The sequence below is a fragment of the Pseudomonas sp. NFIX28 genome (assembly GCF_900107395.1).
Taxonomy (GTDB): Bacteria; Pseudomonadota; Gammaproteobacteria; order Pseudomonadales; family Pseudomonadaceae; genus Aquipseudomonas.
Genome location: NZ_FNPW01000001.1, coordinates 645,792 through 672,209, shown reverse-complemented (window position 1 = coordinate 672,209; position 26,418 = coordinate 645,792). Strand labels below are relative to the sequence as shown.

At 60.4% G+C, this 26,418-nt stretch carries 19 protein-coding genes; 10 read left to right on the top strand and 9 right to left on the bottom strand.

Translation table 11 applies throughout. From position 1 onward, the window contains the following. Positions 1 to 38: 38 nt before the first annotated feature. Genes BLV20_RS02945 through BLV20_RS02935 form a run of 3 tightly spaced genes read left to right on the top strand, consistent with a single transcriptional unit; the run spans position 39 to position 3,726 of the window. Positions 39 to 1,691, top strand: coding sequence for a long-chain-fatty-acid--CoA ligase (locus tag BLV20_RS02945; RefSeq protein ID WP_092297027.1), 1,653 nt, complete (start codon positions 39 to 41; stop codon positions 1,689 to 1,691). 56 nt (positions 1,692 to 1,747) lie between these two features. Further along, entirely contained in the window at positions 1,748 to 2,071 is a 324-nt protein-coding gene (locus tag BLV20_RS02940) for a DUF485 domain-containing protein (RefSeq protein WP_092296709.1), read from the top strand. After that, positions 2,068 to 3,726 (top strand): cation acetate symporter, encoded by a 1,659-nt coding sequence (locus tag BLV20_RS02935; RefSeq protein ID WP_053261191.1) that lies wholly within the window; start codon positions 2,068 to 2,070, stop codon positions 3,724 to 3,726. The genes BLV20_RS02940 and BLV20_RS02935 overlap by 4 nt, the downstream gene beginning before the upstream one ends. A gap of 271 nt (positions 3,727 to 3,997) precedes the next feature. Here BLV20_RS02935 and BLV20_RS02925 read toward each other — a convergent pair whose 3' ends face one another. The 9 genes from BLV20_RS02925 to BLV20_RS02885 all read right to left on the bottom strand — a co-directional run bounded on the left by BLV20_RS02925 (position 3,998) and on the right by BLV20_RS02885 (position 15,546). Then, positions 3,998 to 4,912, bottom strand: coding sequence for an NAD(P)-dependent oxidoreductase (locus BLV20_RS02925; RefSeq protein ID WP_053261192.1), 915 nt, complete (start codon positions 4,910 to 4,912; stop codon positions 3,998 to 4,000). Between the two features lie 92 nt (positions 4,913 to 5,004). Next, positions 5,005 to 6,384, bottom strand: coding sequence for an aspartate aminotransferase family protein (locus tag BLV20_RS02920; RefSeq protein WP_092296706.1), 1,380 nt, complete (start codon positions 6,382 to 6,384; stop codon positions 5,005 to 5,007). A 97-nt stretch (positions 6,385 to 6,481) separates the two neighbouring features. After that, complete coding sequence (locus tag BLV20_RS02915) at positions 6,482 to 7,735, bottom strand: aspartate aminotransferase family protein (protein ID WP_092296703.1); 1,254 nt, start codon at positions 7,733 to 7,735, stop codon at positions 6,482 to 6,484. A 72-nt stretch (positions 7,736 to 7,807) separates the two neighbouring features. After that, positions 7,808 to 9,232 carry a gamma-aminobutyraldehyde dehydrogenase gene (locus BLV20_RS02910; RefSeq protein WP_092296700.1) on the bottom strand — a complete coding sequence of 475 codons (1,425 nt, stop codon included), beginning with the start codon at positions 9,230 to 9,232 and terminating at the stop codon, positions 7,808 to 7,810. A gap of 79 nt (positions 9,233 to 9,311) precedes the next feature. After that, on the bottom strand, positions 9,312 to 10,643 hold the full coding sequence (locus tag BLV20_RS02905) for an APC family permease (RefSeq protein WP_092296697.1): 1,332 nt from the start codon (positions 10,641 to 10,643) through the stop codon (positions 9,312 to 9,314). A gap of 12 nt (positions 10,644 to 10,655) precedes the next feature. After that, entirely contained in the window at positions 10,656 to 11,813 is a 1,158-nt protein-coding gene (locus tag BLV20_RS02900) for an iron-containing alcohol dehydrogenase (RefSeq protein ID WP_053261197.1), read from the bottom strand. A 249-nt stretch (positions 11,814 to 12,062) separates the two neighbouring features. Next, positions 12,063 to 12,938, bottom strand: a complete 876-nt coding sequence (locus BLV20_RS02895) for an alpha/beta fold hydrolase (protein ID WP_053261198.1) — start codon at positions 12,936 to 12,938, stop codon at positions 12,063 to 12,065. Continuing rightward, the gene (locus tag BLV20_RS02890) at positions 12,935 to 14,461 is read right to left on the bottom strand and encodes a flavin-containing monooxygenase (protein WP_053261199.1); all 1,527 of its coding nucleotides are present in this window, start codon (positions 14,459 to 14,461) and stop codon (positions 12,935 to 12,937) included. The genes BLV20_RS02895 and BLV20_RS02890 overlap by 4 nt, the downstream gene beginning before the upstream one ends. 503 nt (positions 14,462 to 14,964) lie before the next feature. Next, a complete protein-coding gene (locus tag BLV20_RS02885; RefSeq protein WP_053261200.1) occupies positions 14,965 to 15,546 on the bottom strand; it encodes a TetR/AcrR family transcriptional regulator in 582 nt (193 codons plus the stop codon). 556 nt (positions 15,547 to 16,102) lie between these two features. Between BLV20_RS02885 and BLV20_RS02880 the strand changes: the two genes are divergently transcribed. The 7 genes from BLV20_RS02880 to BLV20_RS02850 all read left to right on the top strand — a co-directional run bounded on the left by BLV20_RS02880 (position 16,103) and on the right by BLV20_RS02850 (position 26,386). Continuing rightward, entirely contained in the window at positions 16,103 to 16,990 is an 888-nt protein-coding gene (locus BLV20_RS02880; protein ID WP_053261201.1) for a phytanoyl-CoA dioxygenase family protein, read from the top strand. Positions 16,991 to 17,210: 220 nt separating this feature from the next. After that, the gene (locus tag BLV20_RS02875) at positions 17,211 to 18,578 is read left to right on the top strand and encodes an NAD(P)/FAD-dependent oxidoreductase (RefSeq protein WP_053261202.1); all 1,368 of its coding nucleotides are present in this window, start codon (positions 17,211 to 17,213) and stop codon (positions 18,576 to 18,578) included. 113 nt (positions 18,579 to 18,691) lie between these two features. Then, a complete protein-coding gene (locus tag BLV20_RS02870) occupies positions 18,692 to 19,339 on the top strand; it encodes a hypothetical protein (RefSeq protein WP_053261593.1) in 648 nt (215 codons plus the stop codon). Between the two features lie 558 nt (positions 19,340 to 19,897). Next, positions 19,898 to 21,319 (top strand): DUF1329 domain-containing protein, encoded by a 1,422-nt coding sequence (locus BLV20_RS02865; protein WP_092296694.1) that lies wholly within the window; start codon positions 19,898 to 19,900, stop codon positions 21,317 to 21,319. Between the two features lie 24 nt (positions 21,320 to 21,343). Next, positions 21,344 to 22,990, top strand: coding sequence for a DUF1302 domain-containing protein (locus BLV20_RS02860; protein ID WP_371914286.1), 1,647 nt, complete (start codon positions 21,344 to 21,346; stop codon positions 22,988 to 22,990). A gap of 50 nt (positions 22,991 to 23,040) precedes the next feature. Next, on the top strand, positions 23,041 to 25,413 hold the full coding sequence (locus BLV20_RS02855; RefSeq protein WP_092296688.1) for an efflux RND transporter permease subunit: 2,373 nt from the start codon (positions 23,041 to 23,043) through the stop codon (positions 25,411 to 25,413). 10 nt (positions 25,414 to 25,423) lie between these two features. Continuing rightward, entirely contained in the window at positions 25,424 to 26,386 is a 963-nt protein-coding gene (locus BLV20_RS02850) for a WD40/YVTN/BNR-like repeat-containing protein (RefSeq protein WP_092296685.1), read from the top strand. Positions 26,387 to 26,418: the final 32 nt, after the last annotated feature.

The following is a 26,418-nucleotide window of genomic DNA, read 5'->3' as shown; positions in this document are numbered from 1 at the left end:
ATTCAATGCCTGGGCAACGTGCCGATGGGGGGCCGGTCATGATGACCCCGACCTTCGAGCATGAGCTTGCTCCCAACGAAGCCAACCATGTGCCGCTGTCGCCGCTGTCGTTCCTCAAGCGTGCTGCGCAGGTATACCCGGAGCGCGACGCGGTGGTTTATGGCGGCCGGCGCTACAGCTACCGCCAGCTGCACCAGCGCAGCCGCGCCCTGGCCAGCGCCCTGGAACGGGTCGGCGTGCAGCCGGGCGAGCGGGTGGCGATACTGGCGCCGAACATCCCCGAGATGCTCGAGGCGCACTATGGCGTGCCCGGCGCCGGTGCCGTGCTGGTGTGCATCAATATCCGCCTGGAAGCGCGCAGCATCGCCTTCATCCTGCGCCATTGCGCGGCCAAGGTGCTGATCTGCGACCGCGAGTTCGGCGCGGTGGTCCATCAGGCGCTGGCCATGCTCGAATCGCCGCCACTGCTGGTGGGCATCGACGATGCCCAGGCCGAAGGTGCCGACTTGCCCCACGACCTGGACTATGAAGCGTTCCTGGCCCAGGGCGATCCCGGCCGACCGCTGAGCGCGCCGCAGAACGAATGGCAGTCGATCGCCATCAACTACACCTCTGGCACCACAGGCGATCCCAAGGGCGTGGTCCTGCATCACCGCGGCGCCTACCTCAATGCCTGCGCCGGGGCGCTGGTCTTCCAGTTCGGGCCGCGCAGCGTCTACCTGTGGACCCTGCCGATGTTCCACTGCAATGGCTGGAGCCATACCTGGGCAGTGACCCTTTCAGGCGGCACCCATGTGTGCCTGCGCAAGGTCCAGCCTGAGGCAATCCACGCCGCTATCGCCGAGCACGCGGTGACCCACCTGAGCGCCGCGCCGGTGGTGATGTCGATGCTGATCCACGCCGGGCATGCCGACCTGCCTCCCGGGCCGGTGTCGGTGATCACCGGCGGCGCCGCGCCGCCCATCGCGGTGATCGCCGCGATGGAGGCACGCGGCTTCAGCATCACCCACGCCTACGGCATGACCGAAAGCTACGGCCCCAGCACCCTGTGTTTGTGGCAACCGGGCGTCGACGAGTTGCCTTTGGAGGCTCGCGCCCGGTTCATGAGCCGCCAGGGGGTCGCCCACCCGATGCTCGAGGAGGCCACGGTACTGGATACCGACACCGGTCGTCCGGTCCCGGCCGACGGGTCCACCCTGGGCGAGTTGGTGGTGCGCGGCAACACGGTGATGAAAGGCTACCTGGATAACCCGCAGGCCACCCGTAGCGCGCTGGCCAACGGCTGGCTGCACACCGGCGATCTGGCCGTGCTGCATCCGGACGGCTATGTGGAAATCAAGGACCGGGCCAAGGACATCATCATTTCCGGCGGCGAGAACATCAGCTCGCTGGAAATCGAGGAAGTGCTCTACCAGCACCCCGAAGTGGTCGAGGCCGCTGTGGTGGCGCGCCCCGATTCGCGCTGGGGCGAAACCCCGCAGGCCTTCGTCACCCTGCGCGCCGACGCCCAGGCCAGTGTCACGGCTGACGACCTGATCCGCTGGTGCCGCGAGCGCCTGGCGCACTTCAAGGCGCCGCGCCATGTCTCCCTGGTGGAGTTGCCCAAGACCGCCACCGGCAAGATCCAGAAGTTCGTCCTGCGCGAGTGGGCCCGGCAACAGGAGGCCCAGACTACCGGCGCCGAACACTGATCGAGCTGCAGCACTTGCACATCCCATAACAACAAGTACATTGCCCGAGGTGTCCCATGTCCAGCCTGTTATACGCGCGCGTTCGCGCCAGTGTCCGGTTCCAGCAACTGGTGGCGCGCAGAAGCCGTTTTACCCTGAGCCTGTTCCTGCTGATCCTGGCCACGTTCTATGGCTACATCGCGTTGGTGTCATTCTGGCCCGAGCTGATTGCCAGGCGCCTGGCCCAAGGGTCGAACATGACCGTCGGCGTCGCTGCCGGCGCCTTCCTGTTCGTGTTCTTCTGTGCGTTGTCGGCGTTCTATGTGTACCGGGCCAATGTCGAGTTCGATCGCCTGACCCAGGCGTTGGTCGCCGGGCTGGACGAGGAGTCGGGCGCATGAAGAAACTACTGCCTCTGGCTTTGTTGCCGAACTCTGGCCTGCTGCTGGCGTCGCCCGCGTTGGACGCGGGCCAGCGTCAGCCCCTCAACCTGCATGCCATCGGCATGTTCATGGTGTTCGTGCTCTTCACTTTGTGCATCACCTGGTGGGCGGCGCGGCGCACTCGCTCGATGGCGGACTTCTACAGCGCCGGCGGCGGTATCCTGGGCTGGCAGAACGGCCTGGCGCTGGCCGGTGACTACATGTCCGCCTCGACGCTGTTGGGGATCACCGCGCTCATCTATACCTCCGGCATGGATGGCTACATCTACCTCATTGCCTTCTTCGCCGGCTGGCCGGTGTTGTTGCTGTTGATGACCGAGCGGCTGCGCAACCTGGGCCGCTTCACCTTCGCCGACATCACCTCGTACCGCCTCGACCAAGGCAAGGTGCGCACCATGGCCGCCATCGGCTCGCTGACCGTGGTGTGTTTCTACCTGGTGGCGCAGATGGTCGGGGCCGGGCAACTGATCAGGCTGCTGTTTGGCCTGGACTACCACATCGCCTTGGTGATCGTCGGCGCGCTGATGATGCTGTATGTCACCTTTGGCGGCATGGTGGCGACCACCTGGGTGCAGATCATCAAGGCGTTCCTGCTGCTGGTCGGCGGCTCGCTGGTCCTGTTTCTGGCGATGCGCGAGTTCGACTTCAGCTATGACACGCTGGTCACCCAGGCCATGGACACCCATGCCCTGGGCGAACGCCTACTGGCGCCTGGCAGCCTGCTGGCCGACCCATTGACAGCACTGTCGCTGAGCCTGGGGCTGGTATTCGGAACGGCCGGACTGCCGCATATCCTGATGCGGTTCTTCACCGTCAGCGATGCCCGGGAGGCACGTAAATCCGTGCTCTATGCCACCGGGTTCATCGGTTACTTCTTCAATGTCATTTTCCTGCTGGGCTTGGCGTCGATCGTGATCGTCAGCCAGCAGCCGCAGTTCTTCGAGGGTGGGCAGGTGGGTGGCAAGCTGCTGGGCGGGGGCAACATGGTGGTCATGCACCTGGCCCAGGCGGTCGGCGGCAACCTGTTGCTGGGCTTTTTGTCGGCAGTGACCTTCGCCACCATCCTGGCCGTGGTTTCAGGCCTGGCCCTGGCCGGGGCATCCGCGATAGCCCACGACCTGTATGCGCGGGTGATGATGAAGGGATCGGCCAGCGAGGCCCAGGAGTTGCGGGTGACCAAGCTGGCCACCCTGGGCCTTGGGTTGGTGGCGATAGCCCTGGGCATCGTGTTCGAAAATATCAACGTGGCCTTCATGGTCGCGCTGGCCTTTGGCATCGCCGCCTCGGCCAACTTCCCGGTGCTGTTCCTGTCGATGTTCTGGTCGGGGCTGACCACGCGTGGCGCGTTGGCCGGTGGCTACGTAGGGTTGCTCAGCGCCATGGGGTTCGTGGTGTTTTCCAAGCTGGTGTGGGTGGATGTCTTGCACTTCGCCGAGCCGCTGTTCCCCTATACCCAGCCTGCGCTGTTTTCCATGCCGCTGGCGTTTTTGGTGGCATATGCCGTTTCCCGGCTGGACCGCAGCGCGCGGGCCAAGGCGGAAAGGGCGGCCTTCGCCGATCAGTTCGTACGGGCCCAGACGGGCCTTGGTGCCAGCGGTGCAATAGATCATTGAGTCACAAGCGGTCGCTGGCGGATGAGTGCCAGCGGCCGCGTGACACCTCGCTAGTAACCTCTGAAGATATCCCCGATGCTGATAGTCGGATGCCCCGTGTGTCGCGCCGTCCCTTGGTGGACGAGGGACGGCCTTGGGGCAAGAAGGGCACTCAGGAAAATGACCAGCATCAAGACGGCCAGTAGAAAACCAAATCGGCGCATATGATCCTCCAGCGATTTTTTATGATTGTTGTCGTCGGGTTCGATCCGAGAGGCCTGTAACCGCGCAGTCATGCCTCTTTAGAGGTGTCGTGCTCGCGGGCGAACACCTGGGTGGCGGCCACGATGTCCTGCTCGCCATAGCCCATCGATTCCGCGCGCTGCACGACCTGACACACGGCGTCGAACACCGGCGTCCAGGCACTTTGTGCGTGCATGGATTGGGCAATGTGCGCGAAGGCGCCCGCATGCACATCAAGCCTCGCCTGATCGCCCGCGAAATCCCGCGCTTCGAGCCGGCGTACCGCTTCCTCGAGTGCGTCGGCGATGAAAAAGCGTGACGTGTCGAGCAGGAGCCGGGCCGTTTTCGAAACAGGCATGCCAAACCGATCGCTCGCACCCACGGCCTCGAAAAATGCAACCATCGCGGCAAATGCATGGGCGTGGAGCACGGTCGCAAAGGCGAATGCTTGTTCCCAGGGAAGGAACACCGTATGGCCGGCGAGTACTTCAAGTAGCGCCCGATGCTGCTCGAAGGCCTCACGGTCGCCGGTATGGATGCAGTGACTTTCACGATGGCCGACGTTGCGAGGGTAGGCCACGATCGCCCCTTTGACGTAATGACCGCCCGCCCGATTGATCAGCGCCTGAAGCGCCAGGCCCTCGTCCTTGGCGTTGGTCGTGTAATCGACGATCGTGCGCTTGGCGAGTGCACGCGCCACACCCGGCATCCCAAGCACCTCGTGTGTCGCGTGGTTGTCCAGCAGCACGAAGATCGCGACCGGGCTTGCGCTCAGCGCGGCTTCGGCAGAGTCGCAGAGGTGAGCGCCGGCGGCCACGAGCGCTGCGGCCTTGCCGGGTGATCGATTCCAGATCGCTACGCGTTTGCCTTGCTTGAGAAACGCTTGCGCCATGATTGTTCCCATGGCCCCGAGTCCGACTACGGACACATCAAAGTCGGAGCAGGCATCATTGTGTTCGCCCACAGTCAAACCCTCATGATTATTGTTTTACGTGATTGGTGAAGTTATCCGCACCGCCAACGGGTGCAGCCTTTAGCGGCCGTGCAAGCCCCAGCTCACAGAAGGTTCTGTGACCGAGCCCAGTGCGTTGCGTCATCCAACGTCCTACCAAATGCGTTGAAGATCGCATCAACATCGTCCTGCGTCGTAATCAGCGGCGGACAGAAGGCGATCGTGTCGTAGATGGCGCGAATGATCAGCCCATGCTTGTGAGCCTGTTTGAACAGGTAGCTACCCAACGCACCTGGCTGGGCGAATGGTTGGCGGGTGGACTTGTCCGCAACCAGTTCGATCCCGCCCATCAGCCCGACACCTCGGGCATTGCCTACCAATGGGTGGTTTTCGAAAGCGCGCAGCCGGTGCTGGAACACAGGGGCCAAGCGCTGAACATGGCCAACCAGGTCGCGTTCCTCGATGATGCGGATGTTTTCCAGCGCGACCGCGGTGGCGACGGGATGGCCGCTGGTGGTCAGGCCATGAACGAATGCCCCCAGGCGCTGGCTCTGGCTTACCAGGACGTCATGGATTGCATCGGACACCAGCAGGGCTGCCAGTGGTTGATAGGACGAGGTGAGCTGCTTGGAGAGCACCATGATATCGGGCTGGATGTCGTACAGCTGGGCGCCGAACATCGTGCCAAGCCTGCCAAAACCCGTAACGATTTCGTCAATCACCACGAGAATGTCGTAGCGTTTGCACACCGCCTGGATCGCCGCCCAGTAGCCTTGGGGAGGTGGAATCACGCCGCCTGCCGCGATCACCGGTTCGCCGATGAACGCGGCGATGGTTTCCGGCCCTTCGGCCAGGATGTAGCGTTCCAGTTCATTCGCCAGACGCGCCGAAAAGGCTTCTTCCGTTTCTCCAGGCCGGGCAAAGCGGTAGAAGTTCGGGCACGTCAGGTGATGGACAGGGATTGCCGGCAGATCGAAATCGCGATGAATCGACGGTATGCCGGTCAAGCTCGCGGAGGCGACGGTGGTGCCGTGATAGGCCTGCTGGCGGGAGATGAATTTCTTCTTGTTTGGTTTGCCCTGCGCGTTGTTCACGTACCAGACCACCTTCACCACCGAGTCGTTGGCCTCGGAACCTGAGTTGGTGAAGAACGCATGATTCAGATCGCCGGGCGCCAGCTCGGCCAGTTTGGCGGCGAGCGCTGCCGCTGGAGCATGGGTCTTGTGGCTGAAGCTGTGGTAGTAGGGCAGCTGTTTGAACTGCTCGACGGCCGCGTCGACCAGGCGCTTTTCACTGAAGCCCAAGGCAACGCTCCACAGGCCCGACATGGCTTCGATGTAGGCATTGCCCTGGTCATCGAAGACCCGCACGCCGTCCCCACCGGCGATCACGAATGGCCCGACCTCTTGGTGCTGCGCCAGGTTGGTGTAGGGATGAATGAGTGAAGACAGATCGTTCTGAACGATTGAAGTGGCAGTGCTCATTGGCTCATGTTCCTGTCGCAAGCGGATGGTTGCCTGCAGGTGAGAAGGTTGGGTGCGCCATGTGTATCGGCACATGGCGCACGGCAGAACCCTGGAGTTACTGGCTCAGCGCTGCCGCGACCGACTCGCCGAACGCTTTCAAGCCTTCCTCAAGCTGCTCGGTCGGGGTATTCACCGGTGGCATCAGCTTGATGACTTCGCCATTCGGGCCGCAGCGGTCGACCAGCACACCTGCCTGCAGCACGCGCTGCTGGGCATCCTTGGCGAACGCCAGGTTGCCGCGGCCGAAGTCGATGCCGGCGATCATGCCGCGGCAGCGCGCGGAGGCGACCCCAGGAATCGCTGCGAAGCCGGCAACGGCGCGCTCCATGGCCGCGCTGTTGTCGGCCAGCAATGTGAGGAACTGCTCGTCGCGCCAATAGCCGAGCGCGATCCGGGCGGTCAGGAACGCCAGCTGGTTGCCGCGGAACGTGCCGATGTGCTCGCCGGGTTGCCAGATATCCAGCTCAGCGCGAATCAACACGATCGCCATCGGCAGGCCAAAGCCGCCGATGGATTTCGCGCAGGTGATCAGGTCCGGCACGATCCCGGAACGCTCGAAGCCGAAGAAGTCTCCGGTACGGCCGCAGCCGGCCTGGATCTCGTCACAGATGAGCAGCACCCCGTGATCGCGGGTCCACTGGCGCAAGCGTTGCAGCCATTCGTTGGAGGCCGCGTAGACACCGGCCTGAATCTGCACGGACTCGACGATCACCGCCGCCGGCAATTCCGATCCGCTGCCCTGGTCGTTGGCCAGGCGCTCGAGAAAACCAATGCTGTCGAATTCGCCGTAAGGGCTGTCTTCGTACGGCACGAACACCACGTCGCTGGACAGCCCGGGGCCGCGGCGAGTGCGGTTGCCGGTGACCGCCAGGGCCCCGGCGGTCATGCCGTGGTAAGCACCGTAGAAGGATACGATCTTGGTGCGCCCCGTGGCCTTGCGCGCAAGCTTCAACGCGGCCTCGACGGCGTCGGCGCCGGTCGGGCCGGTGAATTGAACCTTGTAGTCCCAGCCGCGCGGCTCGAACAGGTCACGCTCGATCGCCTCCAGGAACCGACGCTTGGTGCTGGTATGCAGGTCGAGACCATGGGTCACACCGTTGGCCGAAAGGTATTCGATCAAGGCATCACGCATGCGCGGATCGTTGTGGCCATAGTTCAGGGCGCCGGCACCGGCGAAGAAGTCCAGATAGTCGCGACCATCTTCGGCGTGGATCTTGCTGCCTTGGGCCGTATCGAAGACCAGGGGCAGGTCGCGGCAATACATCCGCACGTTGGATTCTAGTCTCTTGAACGTCTCGATATTGTTCATACATAACCTCTTGTCGTTGTCTGGGCGAGGGGCGGGACGCTGGGTCCCGGGATTTATGCGGCGTTGCTTCGATCAGTGCTTGAACATCACATGTCGCACCACGGTGTAGTCTTCCAGGCCGTACATGGAGAGGTCCTTGCCGTACCCGGACAGCTTCACGCCGCCATGGGGCATCTCGCTGACCAGCATGAAGTGGGTATTGACCCAAGTGCAGCCGTATTGCAGGCGCGCGGCCAGCCGATGGGCCCGACCTGCGTCGCAGGTCCACACCGAAGACGCCAGGCCGTAGTCGGAGTCATTGGCCCACGCCAGTGCCTGGGCTTCATCCTCGAATTCCGAAACCGTCACCACCGGGCCGAAGATTTCACGGCATACCACCTCGTCTTCCTGCTTCGCGCCGGCCAATACCGTCGGCTCGAAGAAGAATCCAGGGCCCGCGACCGGCTTGCCGCCAGTGACGACCTCGATGTGTGGAAGCGCCTTGGCACGCTGCACAAAACCCTCGACACGTTCGAAGTGCTCTTGGGTGATCAGTGGGCCCATCTGCGTCGCCGGGTCATCCTGAAGCCCGCATTTGATACTGGACACCACCTCCCCGAGCTTGCGCACGAACTGCGCATAGACCGCCTTCTGTACATAGATGCGACAGGCAGCGGTACAGTCCTGCCCGGCGTTGTAGAAGCCGAAGGCGCTGATGCCCTCGACAGCGGCATCGATGTCGGCGTCATCGAAGATCAGCACCGGCGCCTTGCCACCCAGTTCCATGTGCATCCGCTTCACGCTGTCGGCCGTGCCTTCGATGATCCGGCTGCCGGTGCGAACGGAACCGGTGAGCGACACCATCCGGACCTGCGGGTGGTTGGTCAGCGGCTCGCCCACCGAAGCACCGCGGCCGTGGACGATGTTGACCACGCCGGCGGGGAAGATGTCGGCGAGCAGCTCTCCCAGTTTCAAGGTGGTCATCGGCGTATGTTCCGAGGGTTTCAGCACCACGGTGTTACCGGCGGCCAATGCCGGGCCGAGTTTCCAGGCCGCCATCAGCAGCGGATAGTTCCACGGTGCGATGGAGGCGACGACGCCCACCGGGTCGCGGCGGATCATCGAGGTATGGCCCGGCAGATACTCGCCCGCCGCCGAACCCTGCAGGCAGCGAACGGCGCCGGCAAAGAAGCGGAACACGTCCGATACGGCTGGCAGCTCGTCCTGCAGCACGGCAGTGAAAGGCTTGCCGCAGTTGTCCGCCTCCAGGCGAGCGAACACTTGCGCCTGTGCATCGATGCGGTCGGCGAGCTTGAGCAACAACGCCGCGCGATCCTTGGGGGGTGTTTGTGACCACGCCTCATAAGCCGCGCTTGCGCTCTGGACCGATGCGTGAACCTGGGAGCGGCTCGCCTCGGCGGTCTGCACCAGGACACTGCCCAGGGAAGGGTTGTACACGGCCAGGCTTTCGCCTTCGCCGGCCACGAGCACACCATTGATCAGCAGTTTGGTTTGCATATCGATTCTCGCCATTGAACGGCAAACCCGGGAGCTTGCCTTGTGGTTGTTGTCAGAACGCTCGATTGAAGGGCGATCGCTACACCAGGGCATCCGCTACAGGGCTGCGGAAGAGGCTGGTACGGCAGGCGAGATAAACGGCGCCTATGCCCAGCCAGCCACAGCCCATGATCAGTGCGTCTTTATCCAGGCTGGCGAGCATCCAGGCGGCCGTGACCAGGCCAATGAGGGGGAAGATCACACCTCGCAGAAGCCCGGCTCCGTCTTTGACGCGGGCATCGAAGGTCAGCCGCAACGCGCAAAGATTGACTGCGGTGAAGGCGAGAAAGGCGCCGAAGTTCACCAGGGACGTTGCGGTGGCGATCGTCATTGCGAAACCTGCCGTGCCGAAAGCACCGCAGAGCAGGATGTTGAAGGCCGGTGTCTGGTAGCGAGGGTGCAGGACGCCGAACAACTTGCGTGGCAGTTGGTTGTCCCGACCGAGGGCGTACAGCAGCCGACCCACGCTCGCCTGGAACGACATGCCCGCGGCGAAGTGGGCGATGATGATGCCTGCCAATACCACGGCGAAGAACAGGTCCCCGCCGATCATCCGGGCAATCTCGAATGCCGCGCCATCCACATTCACGAACTCGAGGGAGGGATGGGCCAGATACATGAAGTACGAGGAGCCGACGTACACCGCACCACCGATCAAGGCGACCAGCAGAATGGCGCGTGGAATCGTCCGGCTCGGATCCCTGGTTTCCTCGCTGAGCGTGGACAGCGCGTCGAAGCCCAGGAATGAATAGGCGGCAATGGCCGCGCCGGCCATGGTCGTGGCGAACGGCACTTGCTGGTTGAAGAACGGCTTGGCCGACAGCAGCCCACCAGGGCCGTTGGCGACAGTGATGTAATGCCAGCAGAGACCGATGAACACGGCAATGATGGCAAGCTGTACCAGCATCAGTAAGACGTTGAACCGGTTCGCCACCTGGATGCCCAGGATATTCAGCAGCGTCGTGCTGACAATGAAACCCAGGATCCATACCCACTGCGGCACATCGGGAAAGGCCATGTTCAGATAGCTGGCGCCGAGCAACCAGATCAGCATCGGAATGAAGAAGTAGTCGAGCAGGGCGGCCCAGCCCACCATGAACCCGAGATTCGCATTCAGCATCTTGCGGGTATAGGTATAGGCCGAACCGGCTGCCGGGAACACCCTGACCAGGCGACCGTAGCTCAACGCGGTGAAAATGACGCCGATCGCCGCGATCCCATAGGACATTGCCGTGGTGTTCTGGCTTGCCTGCGAGATGACCCCATAGGTGCCGAAGACAATCAACGGGGCAAGGAATGCCAAACCGAAGAGCAGAACGGAAAACGGGCCCAGGGTGCGCTTCAACGAAGCGTTCGGGGTTGATTCGTTCATGACTGACACCCCTCACTCTACGAAGTTGTAAGCAGCGGCGACGATTTCGCGGTAGGTCTGCACGGTCATTTCCTTGGCATTGCTGGGGTCCGAAAAGTTGTTCTTCGACTTTTCAGCAATGCTCAGGAAGTCCTCTTCGCGCACGCCCTTCACTTCGGCGAAGCGGGGAATGCCCAGGTCCCTGCTCATCTGGAACAGGTGGCCGACAGCCGCCTCGGCGGCATCGACCGGCGAGAGGTTGGGATCGATCCCCAGCGCGTAGGCAACCTGAGCGTGCCGGAGAATGTCAGCGTCACGATTGTGGCCGAACACAAAGGGCAGGAAGATCGCGTTGCCCACGCCGTGCGGCGTGTCGTACATGCCACCGATGGCCTCGGAAATGCAGTGCACGCTGCCAACGTCCGCGTTGCCGAATGCCATGCCGGCGATCAGGCTTGCCACCAGCATCTGCTCGCGGGCCTTCAAGTTATCCGGCTCTTGCACTGCCGGCTTGAGGTGCTGGCTGATCAAGCGGATGGCATGCAGCGCCAGACCATCGCTGATCGGATTCGATACGCGACAGGTGTAGGCTTCGATGGCATGGGTCAAGGCATCCATCCCGGTCGCGGCGGCAATCGACGACGGAAGCGTCGTGGTGATGTGCGAGTCGAGCAGGGCCAGTACTGGGCCGATTCGATAATCCAGAACGTTCATCTTGAAGTGGCGTGCTGTGTCGGTGACCACCGAGAAGCACGTCACCTCGCTACCGGTGCCCGACGTGGTAGGGATCGCCACAATAGGCGGTATGGCGTGCTTCAGTTTGAAAGAGCCCTCGTAGTCCTCGATCCGGCCCTCGTGGGTCAGGAGCAGGCTGATGGCTTTGGCTGCGTCCATCGCGCTGCCCCCGCCAATGGCCAGGAGGCCATCGATACCTTTGCCGCGGTACATCTGTGCAGCGTGATTGATGTCTGCGCTGCGAGGGTTGGCCTTGACGTCCGAGATTTCATCGAAGGAAATGCCCGATTTTTCCAGGCTGGCATACACGCTGGTCAACAGACCTGCCGCCTTAACCCCGGCATCGGTGACGATCAGGATGCGCTCCAGGCCAAGTTCACGCAGATGTTCGCCGGTGCGCTCACGCAGGCCAGGCTCCATCACAACTTTGCTGGGGAGTAAGAACTTGAATTCCATACATACCTCTTGCCTTTGCGGCTTAGTTGTCATTGTTAAAAGGGCAGTGAAGGAGCATCAGCACCAGGCCGCAGTAACAGCCCAGACAGGTGATGTGTGGCTCGACGGTTTCGCACAAGCCGGGTTCTTGTTGTTTTGATTTCCATGGAACTTGAGCAACCGCAATGCGCTGCAAACGGCCAGACTCAAGTTCTAATGGGTAAAAAGAGGGGCGCTAAACAACACGCCCCTAAAATGCAACGTTTGTTTCTAACGCATATGGGTTGCCAAGAGAGACAGCAGCGTGCCTGATAGGGAGGGAGGGAGATCATGCCCCATCCCCGGCAACAGAACTAAGCGCGCCCCGGGAACCGCAGCGGCAGTGGCGAAACCTCCGCTGGTTGCGACCATGAGGTCTTTATCCCCATGAATGACCAGCGTGCTGCAGCCAATCCGCCGTAGTTCTTGCGTGCGGTCGCCCGAGTTGATGATGGCGCCAATCTGCCTGGCAGTCCCGAGGTTGCCTGACTCACCGCCGCCTCGTTCCCAAGCCTGCATGGCATAGTCACGCAAGGCTTGTTCATTGCACTCAAGTGTCGAGCCAATGAGACGCATGATGTCTATATAGTCGCGAACACTTTCATGCTGAGTCCTGGGTGGGCGGCGCAGGAGTTGCAAAATCGCTTTGAGCGCTGGCTGGCCGACTCGCAGGGAACCGGTGGTCGAGAAGATCGAGGTGAGGGTCCTGACGCGCTCAGGGTAACGGGCGGCGAGTGTCTGGGCGATCATGCCGCCCATCGACATCCCCATGACGTGCGCCGTCTCCAGTTGCAAGCCATTCATGAGCCCGATCACATCATCGGCCATGTCACCCAGGTCGTAACCTGTGGTCGGCTTGCGGAAGAACTGCTGCATGACCGTGGGTGGCGTCACCTCGGTGAAAAAGGACCTGCCCGAATCACGGTTGTCCAGCGTGATGACGCGCAATCCCTGCTCAACCAGGCCGGCGATGATCGGTTGCGGCCAATAGGTCAGTTGCAGCCCCAGGCCGACGATGAGAATGACCGGCGGGGCCGTTTCAGATCCGTGGCTGCGATAGCAGAGCCTGCGCTGGCCTGGTAATTCACAGAACCGATCCGCGCTCATCGCCCGCTACCCTGGGTCTGTAGTTCGGCGCCAGTGCGCAGGGGAGCAGCGGGTATTGCGGTGAATTTGAGGCAGCTTTCGGCAACCGTTCCTCGGCGCAGCAGCTTGACGTCGCGGAAGTAATCCATCGACATCACCCAGGGCTCGCACGGGCCCTGGCGCGGCATGCTGTCCAAGGCGCGTTGTACGTATCCAGCGCCAAAGTCCAGCAAGGGGCGGGTTTCAATTCCGTCCGGGGCCTTGGGCTCGCAAACGTTGTAGCCATGCCCATCCATGAAGCCCAGCAAGCGACAGAAATGATCGCACAGCAGGCACACTTTCAAGGTCCAGGAAGAGTTTGTGTAGCCCACTGCAAAAGCAAAATTGGGCACGCCGGACAGCATCATGCCTTTGTAAGCCAGGGTCTTGCTCAGCACCACCGGTTTACCGTCCTTGTGCAAGGTCACTCCACCAAACAGCTGGACATTGAGCCCGGTGGCTGTGATGACGATGTCGGCTTTGAGCTCTTGGCCTGATCTGAGCAAAACGCCCGATTCCGTAAACCGCTCGATATGATCGGTGACGACGGAGGCTTTACCCGCACTGATTGCCTTGAATAAATCGCCTTCAGGAACAGAGCACAGTCGCTGGTCCCAGGGGTTGTAGGGTGGGTTGAAATGAACGTCGACAGGGTAGTCCTTGGGCAGCTCTTTCTTGGTCAGCCAGAGGAGCAGCTTGCGGGAAAGTTTGGGGAAGCGTTGGCAGAATCCCCAGAAGGCCAGCGTGATCTTGGCGTTCTTGTAGCGTGTCAGTGAGTAGGCGGTTTGCGCCGGCAGGACTTTGCGTAGAAAGGCTGCAATGGAGTCGGTGGCCGGTTGATTGATGATGTAAGAGGGGGTGCGCTGCAGCATGGTGATGCTGGCTACTTTGTCCGCCATGGCCGGAATCAACGTCACGGCCGTTGCTCCGCTGCCAATCACGACCACGCGTTTACCGCTGTAATCCAGGTCTTCGGGCCAGTGTTGCGGATGGATGATCTGCCCCTTGAATTGCTCTGTGCCTTCAAAGCGAGGGGTGAATCCTTGGTCATAACGATAGTAACCGCCTGCGCTGAACAGCCAGCGGCATTGAATGGTGCGGGGCTCTGTCGTGTTGCCGTCCTTGACTTTGACCGTCCACAATCCTTTCTCGCTTTCCCAGTCCGCGCAAAGCACTTTTTGCTGGTACTGGATGCGTTCCTGCAGCCCGTACTCGTCAACGGTCTCGCGCAGATACTCAAGGATGTCTGCGGCGTCCGCCAATGACTTGGCTTTGGTCCAGGGCTTGAAGTCGAAACCGAAAGTGAAGAGGTCCGAGTCGGAGCGGATGCCGGGGTAACGGAACAAGTCCCAGGTACCACCCGCACGCTCACGGGATTCCAGGATCGCAAAGGTTTTGTGAGGCTGATAGCGTCGCAGGTAAGCAGCTGCGCCGATACCCGACACCCCAGCTCCGATGATCAAAACATCCAGCGGCTCAATCGGAAGAATAGCGTGGGAAGACATAGCGCCTCCTATTGTTGTGTTATAGAGACTTGTTCGTTTGACTTGATCGCATGACCACGATAAATGCCGCCGATGGTATGGACAAGGTGCGAAATGCACCTGAAATCTATTGGTTTGGGATGTTTTGCACACCTCGACTCAAGGCGTCGTGCAAAGGCTGACGTTGTCTGCGTGATGAAGGATGACTAAGGATCGATGCTGCGATGGCCGCAACGTGCTATGCGGGGAAGGGCGATCGGCTTCGCTGACACAGGCAGGCTGGTAGCGCCGGTCAGCCAAAACGGCAGTTCATGTCAGGGGCGCAAGGATGCGGCCTGTGGGACGTCAACCTCCATACGCCGAGATTCTTCAATAGGCTGTGTATCCCACTGAGGTATCGCTGGACGGCGATGGCGGGCGGTTGGCTTGAGGGAGGCAATGGCAGCCAATCGGCTAGCCGGGCAAGGCAGCGCAAGCATCACGCTGCCATGCGGCATGGAGCAGGGGCACATCCGAGCACAGGGTCAGTAGCTGGCAGCCAGTAGTTTTACAGCGCGACAGGCCGCCTCCGTCTCGGCCTCCAAGCGCTCCATATCACCGTGGGCTGACCAGGCGAGCAGGAGTCCGTCGAACAAATTGATCACTAACCGGCTGATGGTGGTCGACGCGGTCTTGTCCAGCTTGGGATTGGCAACCATCTCGATTCTCTGCTCTATCGCTTCGACAGAAATCGAATAAATCCTGGCAGCCATTGCCGGGTTGTTGCGCAGGTTCCAGAAGAAGAGCTCGAACTGGGTCGTGGCCAGGTCGGGGTGGGCAGTAAACCATTTGACCAACTGACGCAGTATCTCTGCCGCCGACTCTGCCGCGCCGGCACCTGTTGGCGCGCGCGCCAATGACTGCTGCGGCATGTTAATCAGGGACTCGTAGACGGCGCAGAACAAATCATCCTTGGTATGAAATACGTAGTGCAACGAGGCCAGCGGAGACTTTGCCTGGGCGGCGATACGCCGAGTCGTCGCGTTAGCTACCCCGTGCTCGGCAATCACCTTCACGGTTGCTTCAATGAAGTCTTGTTTGCGCTGTTCGGCGCCCATCCGAGCCATGTAGACAATCTCCTTACGGTGTTGCCGCCAGCAACCTGGTTCGGCGTCGAAAAGCGTGAATGCTAACGCATGGTAGCTCCCCAATCCATGAATCGACATGGGTGACCGTCAGGGCTTCGCCTTGTCGCCCCATGAGTGATGCCCTCCCTTACGCACCCAAAAGCAGCGGTTGTTTCCTAAATACCCAGTCTGTCGTGGGGCGCCGAAACAAGTTCAGCTGCGAAGTGGGTCGTGAGGTATCACCGGCGCTGCAGTCGCGGCGAGCGGGGGGCTTTGATTTTCCTGGCTTTGGACCCCTTGGCAAAAAAGCGGCACACAAACTGCTTGTGATCATTCGACTTGGTCAATTGATCAGGTCCTGAGCCCAATCTGGCTCAATGCGTGGGCGCGCCCATGACTCGACAGATCAGGGGCGAGCTAATGAGCACATCCCAGCTCGTCGATTTACCCATCCTTCCTGAGTTCATGGGCGCTTAGGCCCCGCAATGAAGGCGACGGATGTGGGGCGGGCGCAGGTTGTTGACTAGAGCATCCGATCACACAGCAGGAGATGTACATGCAGGCACGAAAACTATCGACCGTAAGCTGCGATGCGCCGATCGAGCAGGTGGTGGAGATTATCAAGCGGGACGGCGCCGTCGTTATTTCCAACTTTGTCTCGGGAGAAACGCTGAAGTCCCTTGCTGAAGAGCTGGAGCCCTATTTGAGTGCAACGCCGTGCGGTGTGGATCCTTACTTCGCTGGCACGCAGACACGCCGTGTCGCACGAATTATCGGGCGAAGCGACACGGCGGTGGAGGTGGCACTCAATCCCCTATTTCTCGGGGCGGCGAGAAAAATCTTGCAAGTCCCTGCGCATGTCTGGGTGGGGGAGGATCGAATCGAGGTCGAGCCTGATATTCAACTCAGCATTACCCAGGCTATTCAGATCGGTCCGGGGCAAGGCCGGCAACCGCTGCACCGCGACGATACCACCTCGCTCTGGCGTCACCCCCAGTACGGTCGTGAGGCTCGGCTGCAAATGATGCTGGCCCTTTCAGACTTTACCGAAGAGAACGGTGCAACGCGTGTCATTCCCGGAAGCCACGAGTGGAATGACGAGCGAATGCCCACTCAAGACGAAACCATCGCGGCGGAAATGCCGGCGGGCTCTGCGCTTTTGTGGATGGGGTCGGTGTACCACGGAGGTGGCGCCAACACGTCCTCGGCGCCTCGAACCGGCCTCACGATGGCCTATGACTTGGCATTCTTGCGACTGGAAGAAAATCACTTCCTTTCCATCCCCATTGAGCGGCTGCGTCAGCTCCCCGCAGAAATGCAGCGCCTGCTGGGTTGGAGCTGCAGTAGCACGTTGCTGGGGTGGGTGGAAGTCGATGGCCAGATGCGCGACCCGCAAGAGCTGCTGGCCATGCCTTCTTTCGCCGGGGCGGGTAAAGGCTTTTAAGCCTTTCAAATCGACCCTGTGGGGGCGCCCCACGGTTTGAGGAGTGGTCGACGTCTCTTCGAGGCCTGCTTTGCCTGTACCGACTTTAACGTCAGGGAGAGCGGCCGACGCCGATCAGCGCACAACTGCGCCGCCGTTCATTTTCATTGCGAGTGCTGTCGTGCCCGATGAGATGTTCGTGCACGCAAATATTGACTGAGTGCACGTAGGAGTGAAGCGAATGAAAGCTTCGAATACAGAGGCCCGCAACGGTTCTGAAACCCTGAGATTTCGCAATCTTGGCGGGTGGGTGGAGCGGCCGGTCGACCTGCAGCCGGAACTCAAAGGCCATGAGCACGCCGATGTGATCGTGGTCGGAGGTGGTTTTGCCGGCCTGTCAACCGCGCTCGAGCTTACGGCTCTTGGGGCGAAAGTCATTGTCCTGGAGCAGGAGTTCGCCGGCTTCGGTGCCAGTGGGCGCAATGCGGGCTATCTGCTCGGCAGCATGGGTATCGAGTGCGACGTCTTCGTCAAGCGGGTGGGGATGGAGCAGGCAAAGAGCTTCGTCAGTTTCTACGACGAGGCCGTCACTTACGTGGAAGAGCGTTTGACGGCCTTGGGTATCGACTGTGATTACAATCCCTCGGGGGTTATCCGGGCTGCTGTTCATCCTAGCCAGGAAAAGCGGCTGCGCGCGAATATGGAGCTGGGGCATAAGTTGGGCTCTGTGACCCGCTTTGTGGATAGTGCCGAGATGCGCGTGCGGGGAATCCCGCCGGCATTCCTGTTTGGCAGCGAGCAGCGCGGTGGCACCTTGAATCCTGGGAAGTACGTCAGCGGCCTGCGTCGCGCGGCAATCCTGGCGGGGGTAAAACTTTACGAACGCACCCCGTTGCTTTCCTACAGTGAAGGGTCGGTCATCACCTGCAAGACCGCTCTCGGTAGCGCAACCGCACCGGTAATGGTGCTGGCAACCAACGCCTATACGCCTCAGTTGGGGGTGCTACGTAACAAGGTTGCGCCGATCCGCGTTTCGGCAATCGAAACCCAGCCGCTGTCGGCGGAGCAACTGGCGTCCCTGGGTTGGAAAGGGCGGGAAGGGCTCATCACGCCGCACTACACGATGGAGAGCCACCGCCTGACGGCCCATGACACCATGGTGTTAACGGTGAAAGAGTTGGGCTATGCCTACGGCTCGAAGACCCCCAATGTCCCGGATTATCGCGCCTATACCGCATTGGCCCGGGTACTGCGCGAGCGCTATCCCTCGTTGCAAGGTCTTGGCATTCAGCACTGCTGGAGCGGATACATCAGTGGGGCTTACGACTTCCTACCCGTCATCGGTGCAATGGGTGCGAAACAGAATATTTTCTATACCGCGGGTTGTTCGGGCCATGGCCTGGCTACTCAATCGCTCATGGGGGCGCTTTTCGCCGGGCGGATCAACGGCAAAGAGCCTCCACTTCTAGCGGCGCTGCAGCACAAGACCCCCTCCATGCTGCCTGAGCCATTTCAATGGTGCGCTATACAGTCCGCTTTTGCAGCGGCCAAGCTACTTGATGCGTGGACCGACAACAAAGTGCGTAAAGACAACGCTTTGAAAGGCTGAGAACAATGCGGGGGGGACATTAATGGCGCCCTATTGTTGCCCCGACGCATGGGCAGAGGCGAGGCATCGGCGCGACACTATTTAAAGAGGCTGTTATCGTGGAACTGATAGATATATTTGCACTGGTCTCATGCATTCTTCTGGTGATTTGCGGGCTAAGTTATGGCGTGGCATTCATCCGGCGGAATAATTATTTGCTCGGCCTGGAGTTCTTGATTGTGGGGATCTCCGCGTCGAACTTCACTACGTTTATAGCCACGGGCTGGCAAGCCAATTACAACGTCGCGATCTTTCTCGACGCCTTTTCACGAGGGGTTGGCGTGCCTATTATCGCGACGCTTGGGTTGATGGCGGTTACGCACAATTACAAGCCATCTCTCGCGAAAGACATCAGCCTGTTCGTGGCGGGTTTTGCCGCTACAGGTGTCTACTTTCTATCCGGCATCGTTAAGGAGTCGCTGCCTTACTTCTATATGCTCATGTGGTCAATCTACACGTTGTACCTTTGCTACTTTACCTGGCGATTGGCACGTGCCGGAGAGGTATTCCACGCACTGGCTACTGTCCTGGGCGGGGCGGCGGGGCTGACCGTGGCACTTCGGTACGACTTCTTCCCGATTCCGGGCGATGACACAAAAATGATCTTCATGACCTGCGCCTTCCTGGCTTGGTCATATTCGATTGTGCAGCTGTATTACGCCTATGGTGCGCTGGAACGTTCGAGGAAAGATTCTTCTTACTCGCTTCTTCATTCCAGGTAAGTCTGCACTGCATAGCGAGCTGTTCCGTTCCTGTAAAGGCGTGCTGTTTCGAATACTCCATGTTTTCGTATCAGGAATAATCTACTACTCCATGGCTGGCCGTAGGCCTGCTTCTTTGCCGCCCTCCTGGGCGGCTTTTTTTTGTTGTTAGCGAGCAGATCTACACAGCCTCTGCTGTTAGAACCAAGCAATGTCCGTTGTGCAAGTAACGAGGGTAGGAACCCTGGCTATCCAAACTGGCAAAGGCAGTTTTCGCCAAGTTACGACGCACACTCAGGCTGGCTCTTTTGCCCCATGACCAAGCACTTCTTGGTAACAGGTGTTTCCTTAATTCCCATTATGGGGCAGTAGGTCGACATACGCAGATCTCCGACAGACTGTAACTGTTTGTTTTTTATAAAGAAATAATTAGATTTTGGATTCTGGCATATGGCTTGCCTCATGATCATCTGACATGGTCAATTGACCATGTCAGATGATCGGATGTGTGGCAGGAACCGATTTTTCCGTCTGGAAGGCCCTGCCATCGATCAAAGCCCTTTGTTTGAGGATCCTCCAATGAAAGATGTGACTGAACGGCTGGAAGGTAACGTATCCACCCGCCGTGTTATCAGGCAGCTGCTGGTGACTATTGCGGCATCGACTGCGATTTTCTCGGTCCAGGCTGCGACCATGGGGCCTGAGGCGCTGGGTTCGAAGCTGACTCCCCTGGGGGGAGAGATCGCCGCAAGTTCCGGCGGGGACATTCCGGCCTGGACGCAACCTGGGCAGCAGGGGGCGGGATGGAGTTACGGCCAGGTCCGCGGGGAGCACTGGAAGTTCAAGGGCGATAAACCCCTCTACAGCATCGACTCGAACAATGTGGCGCAGCATGCGAGCAAGCTGTCCCCCGGCCAGCTTGAACTGTTCAAGAAAGTTCCAGGCTATCGCATGAATGTCTATCCGACCCGTCGTACCTGCGGCGCTCCAGACTTCGTGGCCGAGAACACCAAGCAGAACGTTGGCTTCGCCAAGCTTGATGCTGCCGGTGTCGCCCTCGAGGAAGCGCATGTTCCGGGTATCCCGTTCCCCATGCCCAGCACCGGTGCCGAGGTGATGTGGAACATGAAGATGCGCTATCGCGGGGTGGGCGTCGAACTGCCCCGGAGCATTTCCGGGATTTCGCCGCGCAAGGGTGGGGAATGGTTACGCCAGTCGACAGACACGGTCTTCTTCACACCATGGGGCAAAAAGGGCAGTGCGCTCTTCTCATCCGTCGGTCGCCTGGAAAACGCCACCTTCTTCAACTACCAGGAGCCCGCCGCCCTGGCCGGTCAGGCCGCGGTGCAGACTGCCGTGGCCGGCGAACAGGCCACGACCTTCTACTACTTCCCCGGCCAGCGTCGCGTGCGCCGCATGCCGTCCTATTCCTACGACGCGCCGCAGATTGGCCTGGACAACCAATACACCGTCGATGAAGCGAACGTGTTCTTCGGGGCCATGGACCGCTTCGACTGGAAACTGCTTGGCAAGCAGGAACTGCTGGTGCCTTACAACGTTTTTGGCGCCTATGACACGTCCGCCAAAGCAGAGGATTTTGCCGGCAACGACTCGGTTGCGCCGCAGTCGCGTCGCTATGAGCTGCATCGCGTCTGGGTGGTCGAGGCCAATGTCCGCCAAGGCATGCGCCACCAGGCACCAAAGCGCCTGTTCTACATCGACGAGGACAGCTGGAACGCCTTGATGGCCGTTGACTATGACAAGCAAGGGCAGATCTGGAAGGTGCGCGAAGGGCTCTCGATTCCCGTGTACGAGACGGGCGCTTGCGACGTGGAAGCCCAGGTCCAGTACAACCTGGCCGATGCGCGTTATCTCTTCGACATGACTTCGATCGGCGCGGGCAAGAACGATATTCGCTGGATCACCGACGAAGGTGGCAACCCCCGCCTGAAACGCGACTTCTTCACCTCCGATAACCTGCGAGCCATCAGCGAGCGCTAACACGACGTCAGATCGAGAGCCAGCATGAAAAAAATAATTACCAAAACGTCAGGCTTTGTCATCGCGTGCGCAACCCCATTGGCAATGGGGTTCACATTTGAAACCGAAACTATCCGTGGCTCGTTCGACTCCACGATCACCGCAGGCATGGGCGTGCGTACGGAGTCGCGGGGCTGCAACCTGATCAACCAGGGGCCCAGCGGGCACAACGTGCCCTCTGGCTGCCTGGCGCAGACCTCGGGCGTGGCTGACCAGGGCGACCTGAACTACGACCGGGGCGATCTCTTCACCAACTACCTCAAAGGTACGCACGAGCTGTTGCTGAAGATGCCCGAGGACCTCACCTTCATGGCGCGCGGCACCTGGATCCGCGACTTTGCCGCCACCGATACCACGGGCACGCTGTCGTTCAACACGCCCGAGAGTGTCGGCAGCAACGGCCTCAGCGACGACGCCCGCGACGACCTCGCCTTCAAGGCGCGCCTGCTCGATCTGTGGGTGAGCAAAGGCTTCGATGTCGGCGGGCAGCGGGTTCGGGCTCGCTTGGGTAATCAAGTGATCAACTGGGGCGAAAGCCTGTTCGTGGCCGGTGGTATCAACAATACCAATGCCTACGACTATCAAGCCCTGGCCCGTCCCGGCGTACAGCTCAAGGAGGCCGTGCTGCCGGCGCCGATGCTCAGCGTTGCATCGGGCCTGGGCTCCGGGGTGAATATCGAGGCTTACTATCAGTTCCGATGGAACAAGAGTGAAATGCCACCGGTAGGGAGCTACTGGTCCACCACCAATGGCCTCGGTGAGGGCAGGGGGGCCTACGGGTTCTCCGAAAAGGATGCCCGCGACAGCGGCCAGTGGGGTGTTTCGCTGCGTTGGCAACCGGAGGACAGCGACATCAACTATGGCCTCTACGTGATGCGTTATCACGACAAGTTGCCGTCATTGCAGGTAGACATTCTTGACCCGAACACCTTCGCGGCAGCACCGACCTGGCGCTATCAGGAAGATCGGATGATGTATGGCGTCAGCGCCAACATGCCGATTGGCGACTGGGCAGTAGGGACAGAGCTGTCGTACCGACCGAAGGACTCGGTCGCGCTCAACCCGGTCATCGATCTGTGTTCGAGCAATGGCGGCAAATGCTGGAAGGACGAGAAGAAATTCCAGTGGCACCTGACCGGCCTGTATAGCTTTACGCCTTCCAACTCCCCGACGCTGCTCGATTTCACCGGGGCCAGCACGGGCACCTTGCTGACTGAGTTGGTGGTCATCAAATACCCGGGGCTGCATGACGAGGTCAATGGCGAGCCGATCGCCGCCGGCCTGAATACCTGGCAGCTGGACCCCGCGACAGCGCCGAAGGCCCATGGCGACAAGACCTCGTCGGGTATCAATCTGGACTTCAGCCTGACCTATGACGGTACCTTGCTGCCGGGATGGCAGGTCACCCCAGGCGTCTTCTACTCGCGCTCGCTGGGGGGAAGAACACCGAACCTCAGCGCAACCTTCACCGAAGACGCGAGCAGTATGAACCTCTACCTGAACTTCGTGCGAAACCCGGCCAGTTGGCAGATTTCCCTCAACTACGCGAAGTTCATGGGGGGCGAGACCCCTTACGATCAGCTGTACCGTGACCGCGACTATGTCGGTGTCGCGATCTCCCGCACCTTGTGAGGCCTGCCGTGAACGGTTCTGTAAAACTATCTGAAATCCGGGCACGTGGCATGCTGTCACGCGTTGAGGGCGTCTTGTTCTGTCATCGTCGGCTGGTGCTGGCGAGCCTGGCCGTTTTCACCCTGATCATGGGCTGGTTCGCCGTGCAACTGCGTATGGATGCCGGTTTCGAAAAGCAATTGCCGATAGGCCACGAATACATCAAGACATTCGAGGCGTACCGCAATGATCTGCTGGGGGCAAACCGGCTGACCATCGTGGTCAGGGCACGAAATGGCGATATCTGGAGCGCCCCAGGCCTGAAGCGGCTCTATGACGTTACCCAGGCGGTGACCTTTTTCCCGGGGGTATCGCGCAGCAGTGTGCGTTCGTTGTGGACGCCCAATGCCTTCGTCAACGAGATCACTGAAGAAGGTTTTCGCGCCGATCCGCTGGTACCAGGGACGGTTTCTCCCGAGCACTTGGATGACGAGAACATCGCGAAGATCTCCAACTCCACTGCGCAGGGAGGCTTCATTGGCACGCTGGTCTCCCGTGACCAGAGCAGTGCGATGATCACCGCGGAACTCAATGAGTTCGATGCCAACGGGACCCATCTGGACTATGTCGCGTTCAACCATCGGCTGGAGAATGAGATCCGCCAGCAATTCGAGGATGGCGCTTTCGAAATCCAGATTATCGGTTTCGCCAAGCAGATCGGCGACATCGCTGACGGGGCTTCAGCAGTGCTGGAGTTCTGTTTGCTGGCCTTGTTGCTAACGGCGGGGGCGGTGTACTGGTACTGCCACTCGCTGCGCTTCACGCTGCTGGCGCTGGTCTGTTCGCTGGCCTCGCTGGTATGGCAGTTCGGCAGCCTGCGCCTGCTGGGGTACGGCCTCGACCCGCTGGCGGTCCTGGTGCCCTTTCTGGTATTCGCCATCGGGGTCTCCCATGGCGTGCAGCAAATCAACTTCATCGTCCGTGAAATCGCGATTGGCAAGCGCGCCGAAGAGGCGGCGCGCTCAAGCTTCACGGGGTTGCTGATCCCTGGGACCCTGGCATTGGTGACCGCATTGGTTTCTTTTGTAACGCTGCTCTTGATCCCCATCCCGATGGTGCGGGAGCTGGCTATCACGGCATCACTTGGCGTGGCCTACAAGATCGTCACCAATCTGGTGATGTTGCCGTTGATGGCGTCTTTGCTGCACGTCGATGACAAGTACGCTGCGGCGCAGGAAGTCTCCCGGCAGCGCCGGTCCCGCTGGCTACGAGGCCTTGCTCGGCTCGCCGAGCCGCGCAAGGCGCAGTGGGTGCTTGGCGTTGCCTTGGCAGTCTTTCTGGTCGCGATCTGGCAAAGCCATGACCGTATCGTTGGCACACTGCAGGCGGGTGCGCCAGAGTTGCGCGAGGACTCGCGTTTCAATCGCGATGCAGTCTCCATCGCCAGCAACTACGACATCGGTCTGGACTGGCTCAGCGTGGTTTTCGAAGTCAATTGGGATACGTCTGGCGAAGACACTCAAGTGGCCTGCGAGGATGTCGCTCTGGGTCAATACCAGGATCGCTTCGTGTGGGCCATGCAGGGGGTGCCTGACGTACTGTCGGTCGCTTCCTTCTCCACCAACATGCGCCAATTCAACGAGGGGTACAACGAAGGCAATCCGAAGATGGCTGCGGTTCCCATCGATCCGATGAACTACGCCGCGCTGGCCACTGAGGTTGCGCGCACGCCCGGGCTGGTTCGTACCGACTGCAGTATGTCTGCCGTGCACCTGTATCTGGCAGATCACAAAGCCACGACGATCAATAGGGTGGTGGAAGCCGCCAAGGCTTTCCGAAGCGAGTATCCGATGCCAGGCATTTCGGTTCGCCTCGCTTCAGGCAACGCCGGTGTCCTGGCAGCCATCAACGAAGAGGTGGAGAAAAGCGAAACACCCATGCTGCTGTACGTCTATGCCGCCATCGCCTTGCTGGTGTTCGTTGTCTATCGCGACTGGCGAGCGGTGTTGGTGTGTTGTCTGCCTCTGACCATAGGCACCTTCATTGGCTACTGGTTCATGAAGGAGCTACAGATCGGCCTGACTATCGCCACCTTGCCGGTGATGGTGCTGGCAGTGGGTATCGGCGTCGACTACGCCTTCTACATCTACAACCGTCTGCAACTGCATCAGGCCCATGGCCAGTCGATCACCAAGGCGGTCGAGTACGCGCTGCTCGAGGTGGGCGTCGCCACCATCTTCACCGCGATCACCCTGGCAGTTGGCGTCGCCACTTGGGCGTTCTCCGAGCTGAAGTTCCAGGCTGACATGGGCAAGCTGCTGGCCTTTATGTTCATCGTCAATATGGTCATGGCCATGACCGTGCTGCCGGCCTTCGCCGTCTGGCTGGAGCGGGTGTTCCCGCGTAGGCGCCCCGTGCGCATGATCGGCGCGCTAGCGCACTGAGGAGAGAACGATGCGATACATGCTTTCATTAACTGCGGTTTTGCTCGCCACCGCGTTGCCGCTGATGTCTCTCCAGGCCGCGCCGTTAGAGGCAATGCCGGCTGTCCAGTCGCGCAATGCCACGCAGGCCACCATGCTGGACGCCGTTTGGGCGGGCGAGCGCGTGGTTGCTGTCGGCGATCACGGCGTCGTGTTGTTGTCCGATGATCACGGCAAGCGTTTCCACCAGGCGAGCTCGGTACCGCTGTCCACACCACTGACGGGGGTGTCTTTCGTGGATGCCAAGCGCGGTTGGGCGGTTGGCCACTGGGGAGCGATCCTGTCCACCATGGATGGTGGTGAGTCCTGGCAGATCCAGCGCCTGTCCAGCGCCGAGGATCGGCCCCTGTTTGCAGTGCACTTTTTCAATGCCCAGCAGGGCGTTGCGGTAGGGCTCTGGTCTTTGGTGCTGACTACCGAGGATGGTGGGAAGACGTGGACGGAGCAGCCGTTGCAGGCACCACCAGGCGCCAAGAGGGCCGACCTCAACCTGATGGGGCTTTTTGCCGACAGCCGCGGCACGCTTTACGCCACAGCCGAGCATGGGCAAGTGTTGCACTCCGAAGACCATGGAAAAAGCTGGCGTTATCTGGATACCGGCTACGAAGGCACCCTTTGGTCTGGCGCAGTACTGGCCGATGGAAGTCTGCTGCTTGGTGGCCAGCGTGGGACACTGTTGCACGGCTCTGCGAGTGAACAGGGCTTTCGCAGATTGCCGACGCAAAGCAAAGGCTCTGTCACCTCTGTAGTGGTAGCTGGCCCTAAAGTGCTGGCGGTCGGGCTGGACGGGCTGATGCTGCAGAGCAGCGATGGTGGACACAGTTTCCAGGAGAAACAATCCGCTGATGGTGTCTCGCTGACGGAGGCGCTGTTCAATGCCGACGGAGCACCTGTGCTGTTTTCACGTCGTGGGGTAATACCCTACCAGGAGTGAAGGGTCGCTCATTGCCGTGCGCGCCAACGGGC

What these genes read in the sequence shown, in the direction of transcription:
- BLV20_RS02885 (WP_053261200.1), bottom strand. Translation starts at nt 15,546, where the DNA reads ATGGCTCGGATGGGCGCCGAACAGCGCAAACAAGACTTCATTGAAGCA.
- BLV20_RS02900 (WP_053261197.1), bottom strand. Translation starts at nt 11,813, where the DNA reads ATGGAATTCAAGTTCTTACTCCCCAGCAAAGTTGTGATGGAGCCTGGC.
- BLV20_RS02890 (WP_053261199.1), bottom strand. Translation starts at nt 14,461, where the DNA reads ATGTCTTCCCACGCTATTCTTCCGATTGAGCCGCTGGATGTTTTGATC.
- BLV20_RS02935 (WP_053261191.1), top strand. Translation starts at nt 2,068, where the DNA reads ATGAAGAAACTACTGCCTCTGGCTTTGTTGCCGAACTCTGGCCTGCTG.
- BLV20_RS02865 (WP_092296694.1), top strand. Translation starts at nt 19,898, where the DNA reads ATGAAAGATGTGACTGAACGGCTGGAAGGTAACGTATCCACCCGCCGT.
- BLV20_RS02875 (WP_053261202.1), top strand. Translation starts at nt 17,211, where the DNA reads ATGAAAGCTTCGAATACAGAGGCCCGCAACGGTTCTGAAACCCTGAGA.
- BLV20_RS02910 (WP_092296700.1), bottom strand. Translation starts at nt 9,232, where the DNA reads ATGCAAACCAAACTGCTGATCAATGGTGTGCTCGTGGCCGGCGAAGGC.
- BLV20_RS02880 (WP_053261201.1), top strand. Translation starts at nt 16,103, where the DNA reads ATGCAGGCACGAAAACTATCGACCGTAAGCTGCGATGCGCCGATCGAG.
- BLV20_RS02855 (WP_092296688.1), top strand. Translation starts at nt 23,041, where the DNA reads ATGCTGTCACGCGTTGAGGGCGTCTTGTTCTGTCATCGTCGGCTGGTG.
- BLV20_RS02920 (WP_092296706.1), bottom strand. Translation starts at nt 6,384, where the DNA reads ATGAGCACTGCCACTTCAATCGTTCAGAACGATCTGTCTTCACTCATT.
- BLV20_RS02860 (WP_371914286.1), top strand. Translation starts at nt 21,344, where the DNA reads ATGAAAAAAATAATTACCAAAACGTCAGGCTTTGTCATCGCGTGCGCA.
- BLV20_RS02940 (WP_092296709.1), top strand. Translation starts at nt 1,748, where the DNA reads ATGTCCAGCCTGTTATACGCGCGCGTTCGCGCCAGTGTCCGGTTCCAG.
- BLV20_RS02850 (WP_092296685.1), top strand. Translation starts at nt 25,424, where the DNA reads ATGCGATACATGCTTTCATTAACTGCGGTTTTGCTCGCCACCGCGTTG.
- BLV20_RS02905 (WP_092296697.1), bottom strand. Translation starts at nt 10,643, where the DNA reads ATGAACGAATCAACCCCGAACGCTTCGTTGAAGCGCACCCTGGGCCCG.
- BLV20_RS02945 (WP_092297027.1), top strand. Translation starts at nt 39, where the DNA reads ATGATGACCCCGACCTTCGAGCATGAGCTTGCTCCCAACGAAGCCAAC.
- BLV20_RS02895 (WP_053261198.1), bottom strand. Translation starts at nt 12,938, where the DNA reads ATGAGCGCGGATCGGTTCTGTGAATTACCAGGCCAGCGCAGGCTCTGC.
- BLV20_RS02915 (WP_092296703.1), bottom strand. Translation starts at nt 7,735, where the DNA reads ATGAACAATATCGAGACGTTCAAGAGACTAGAATCCAACGTGCGGATG.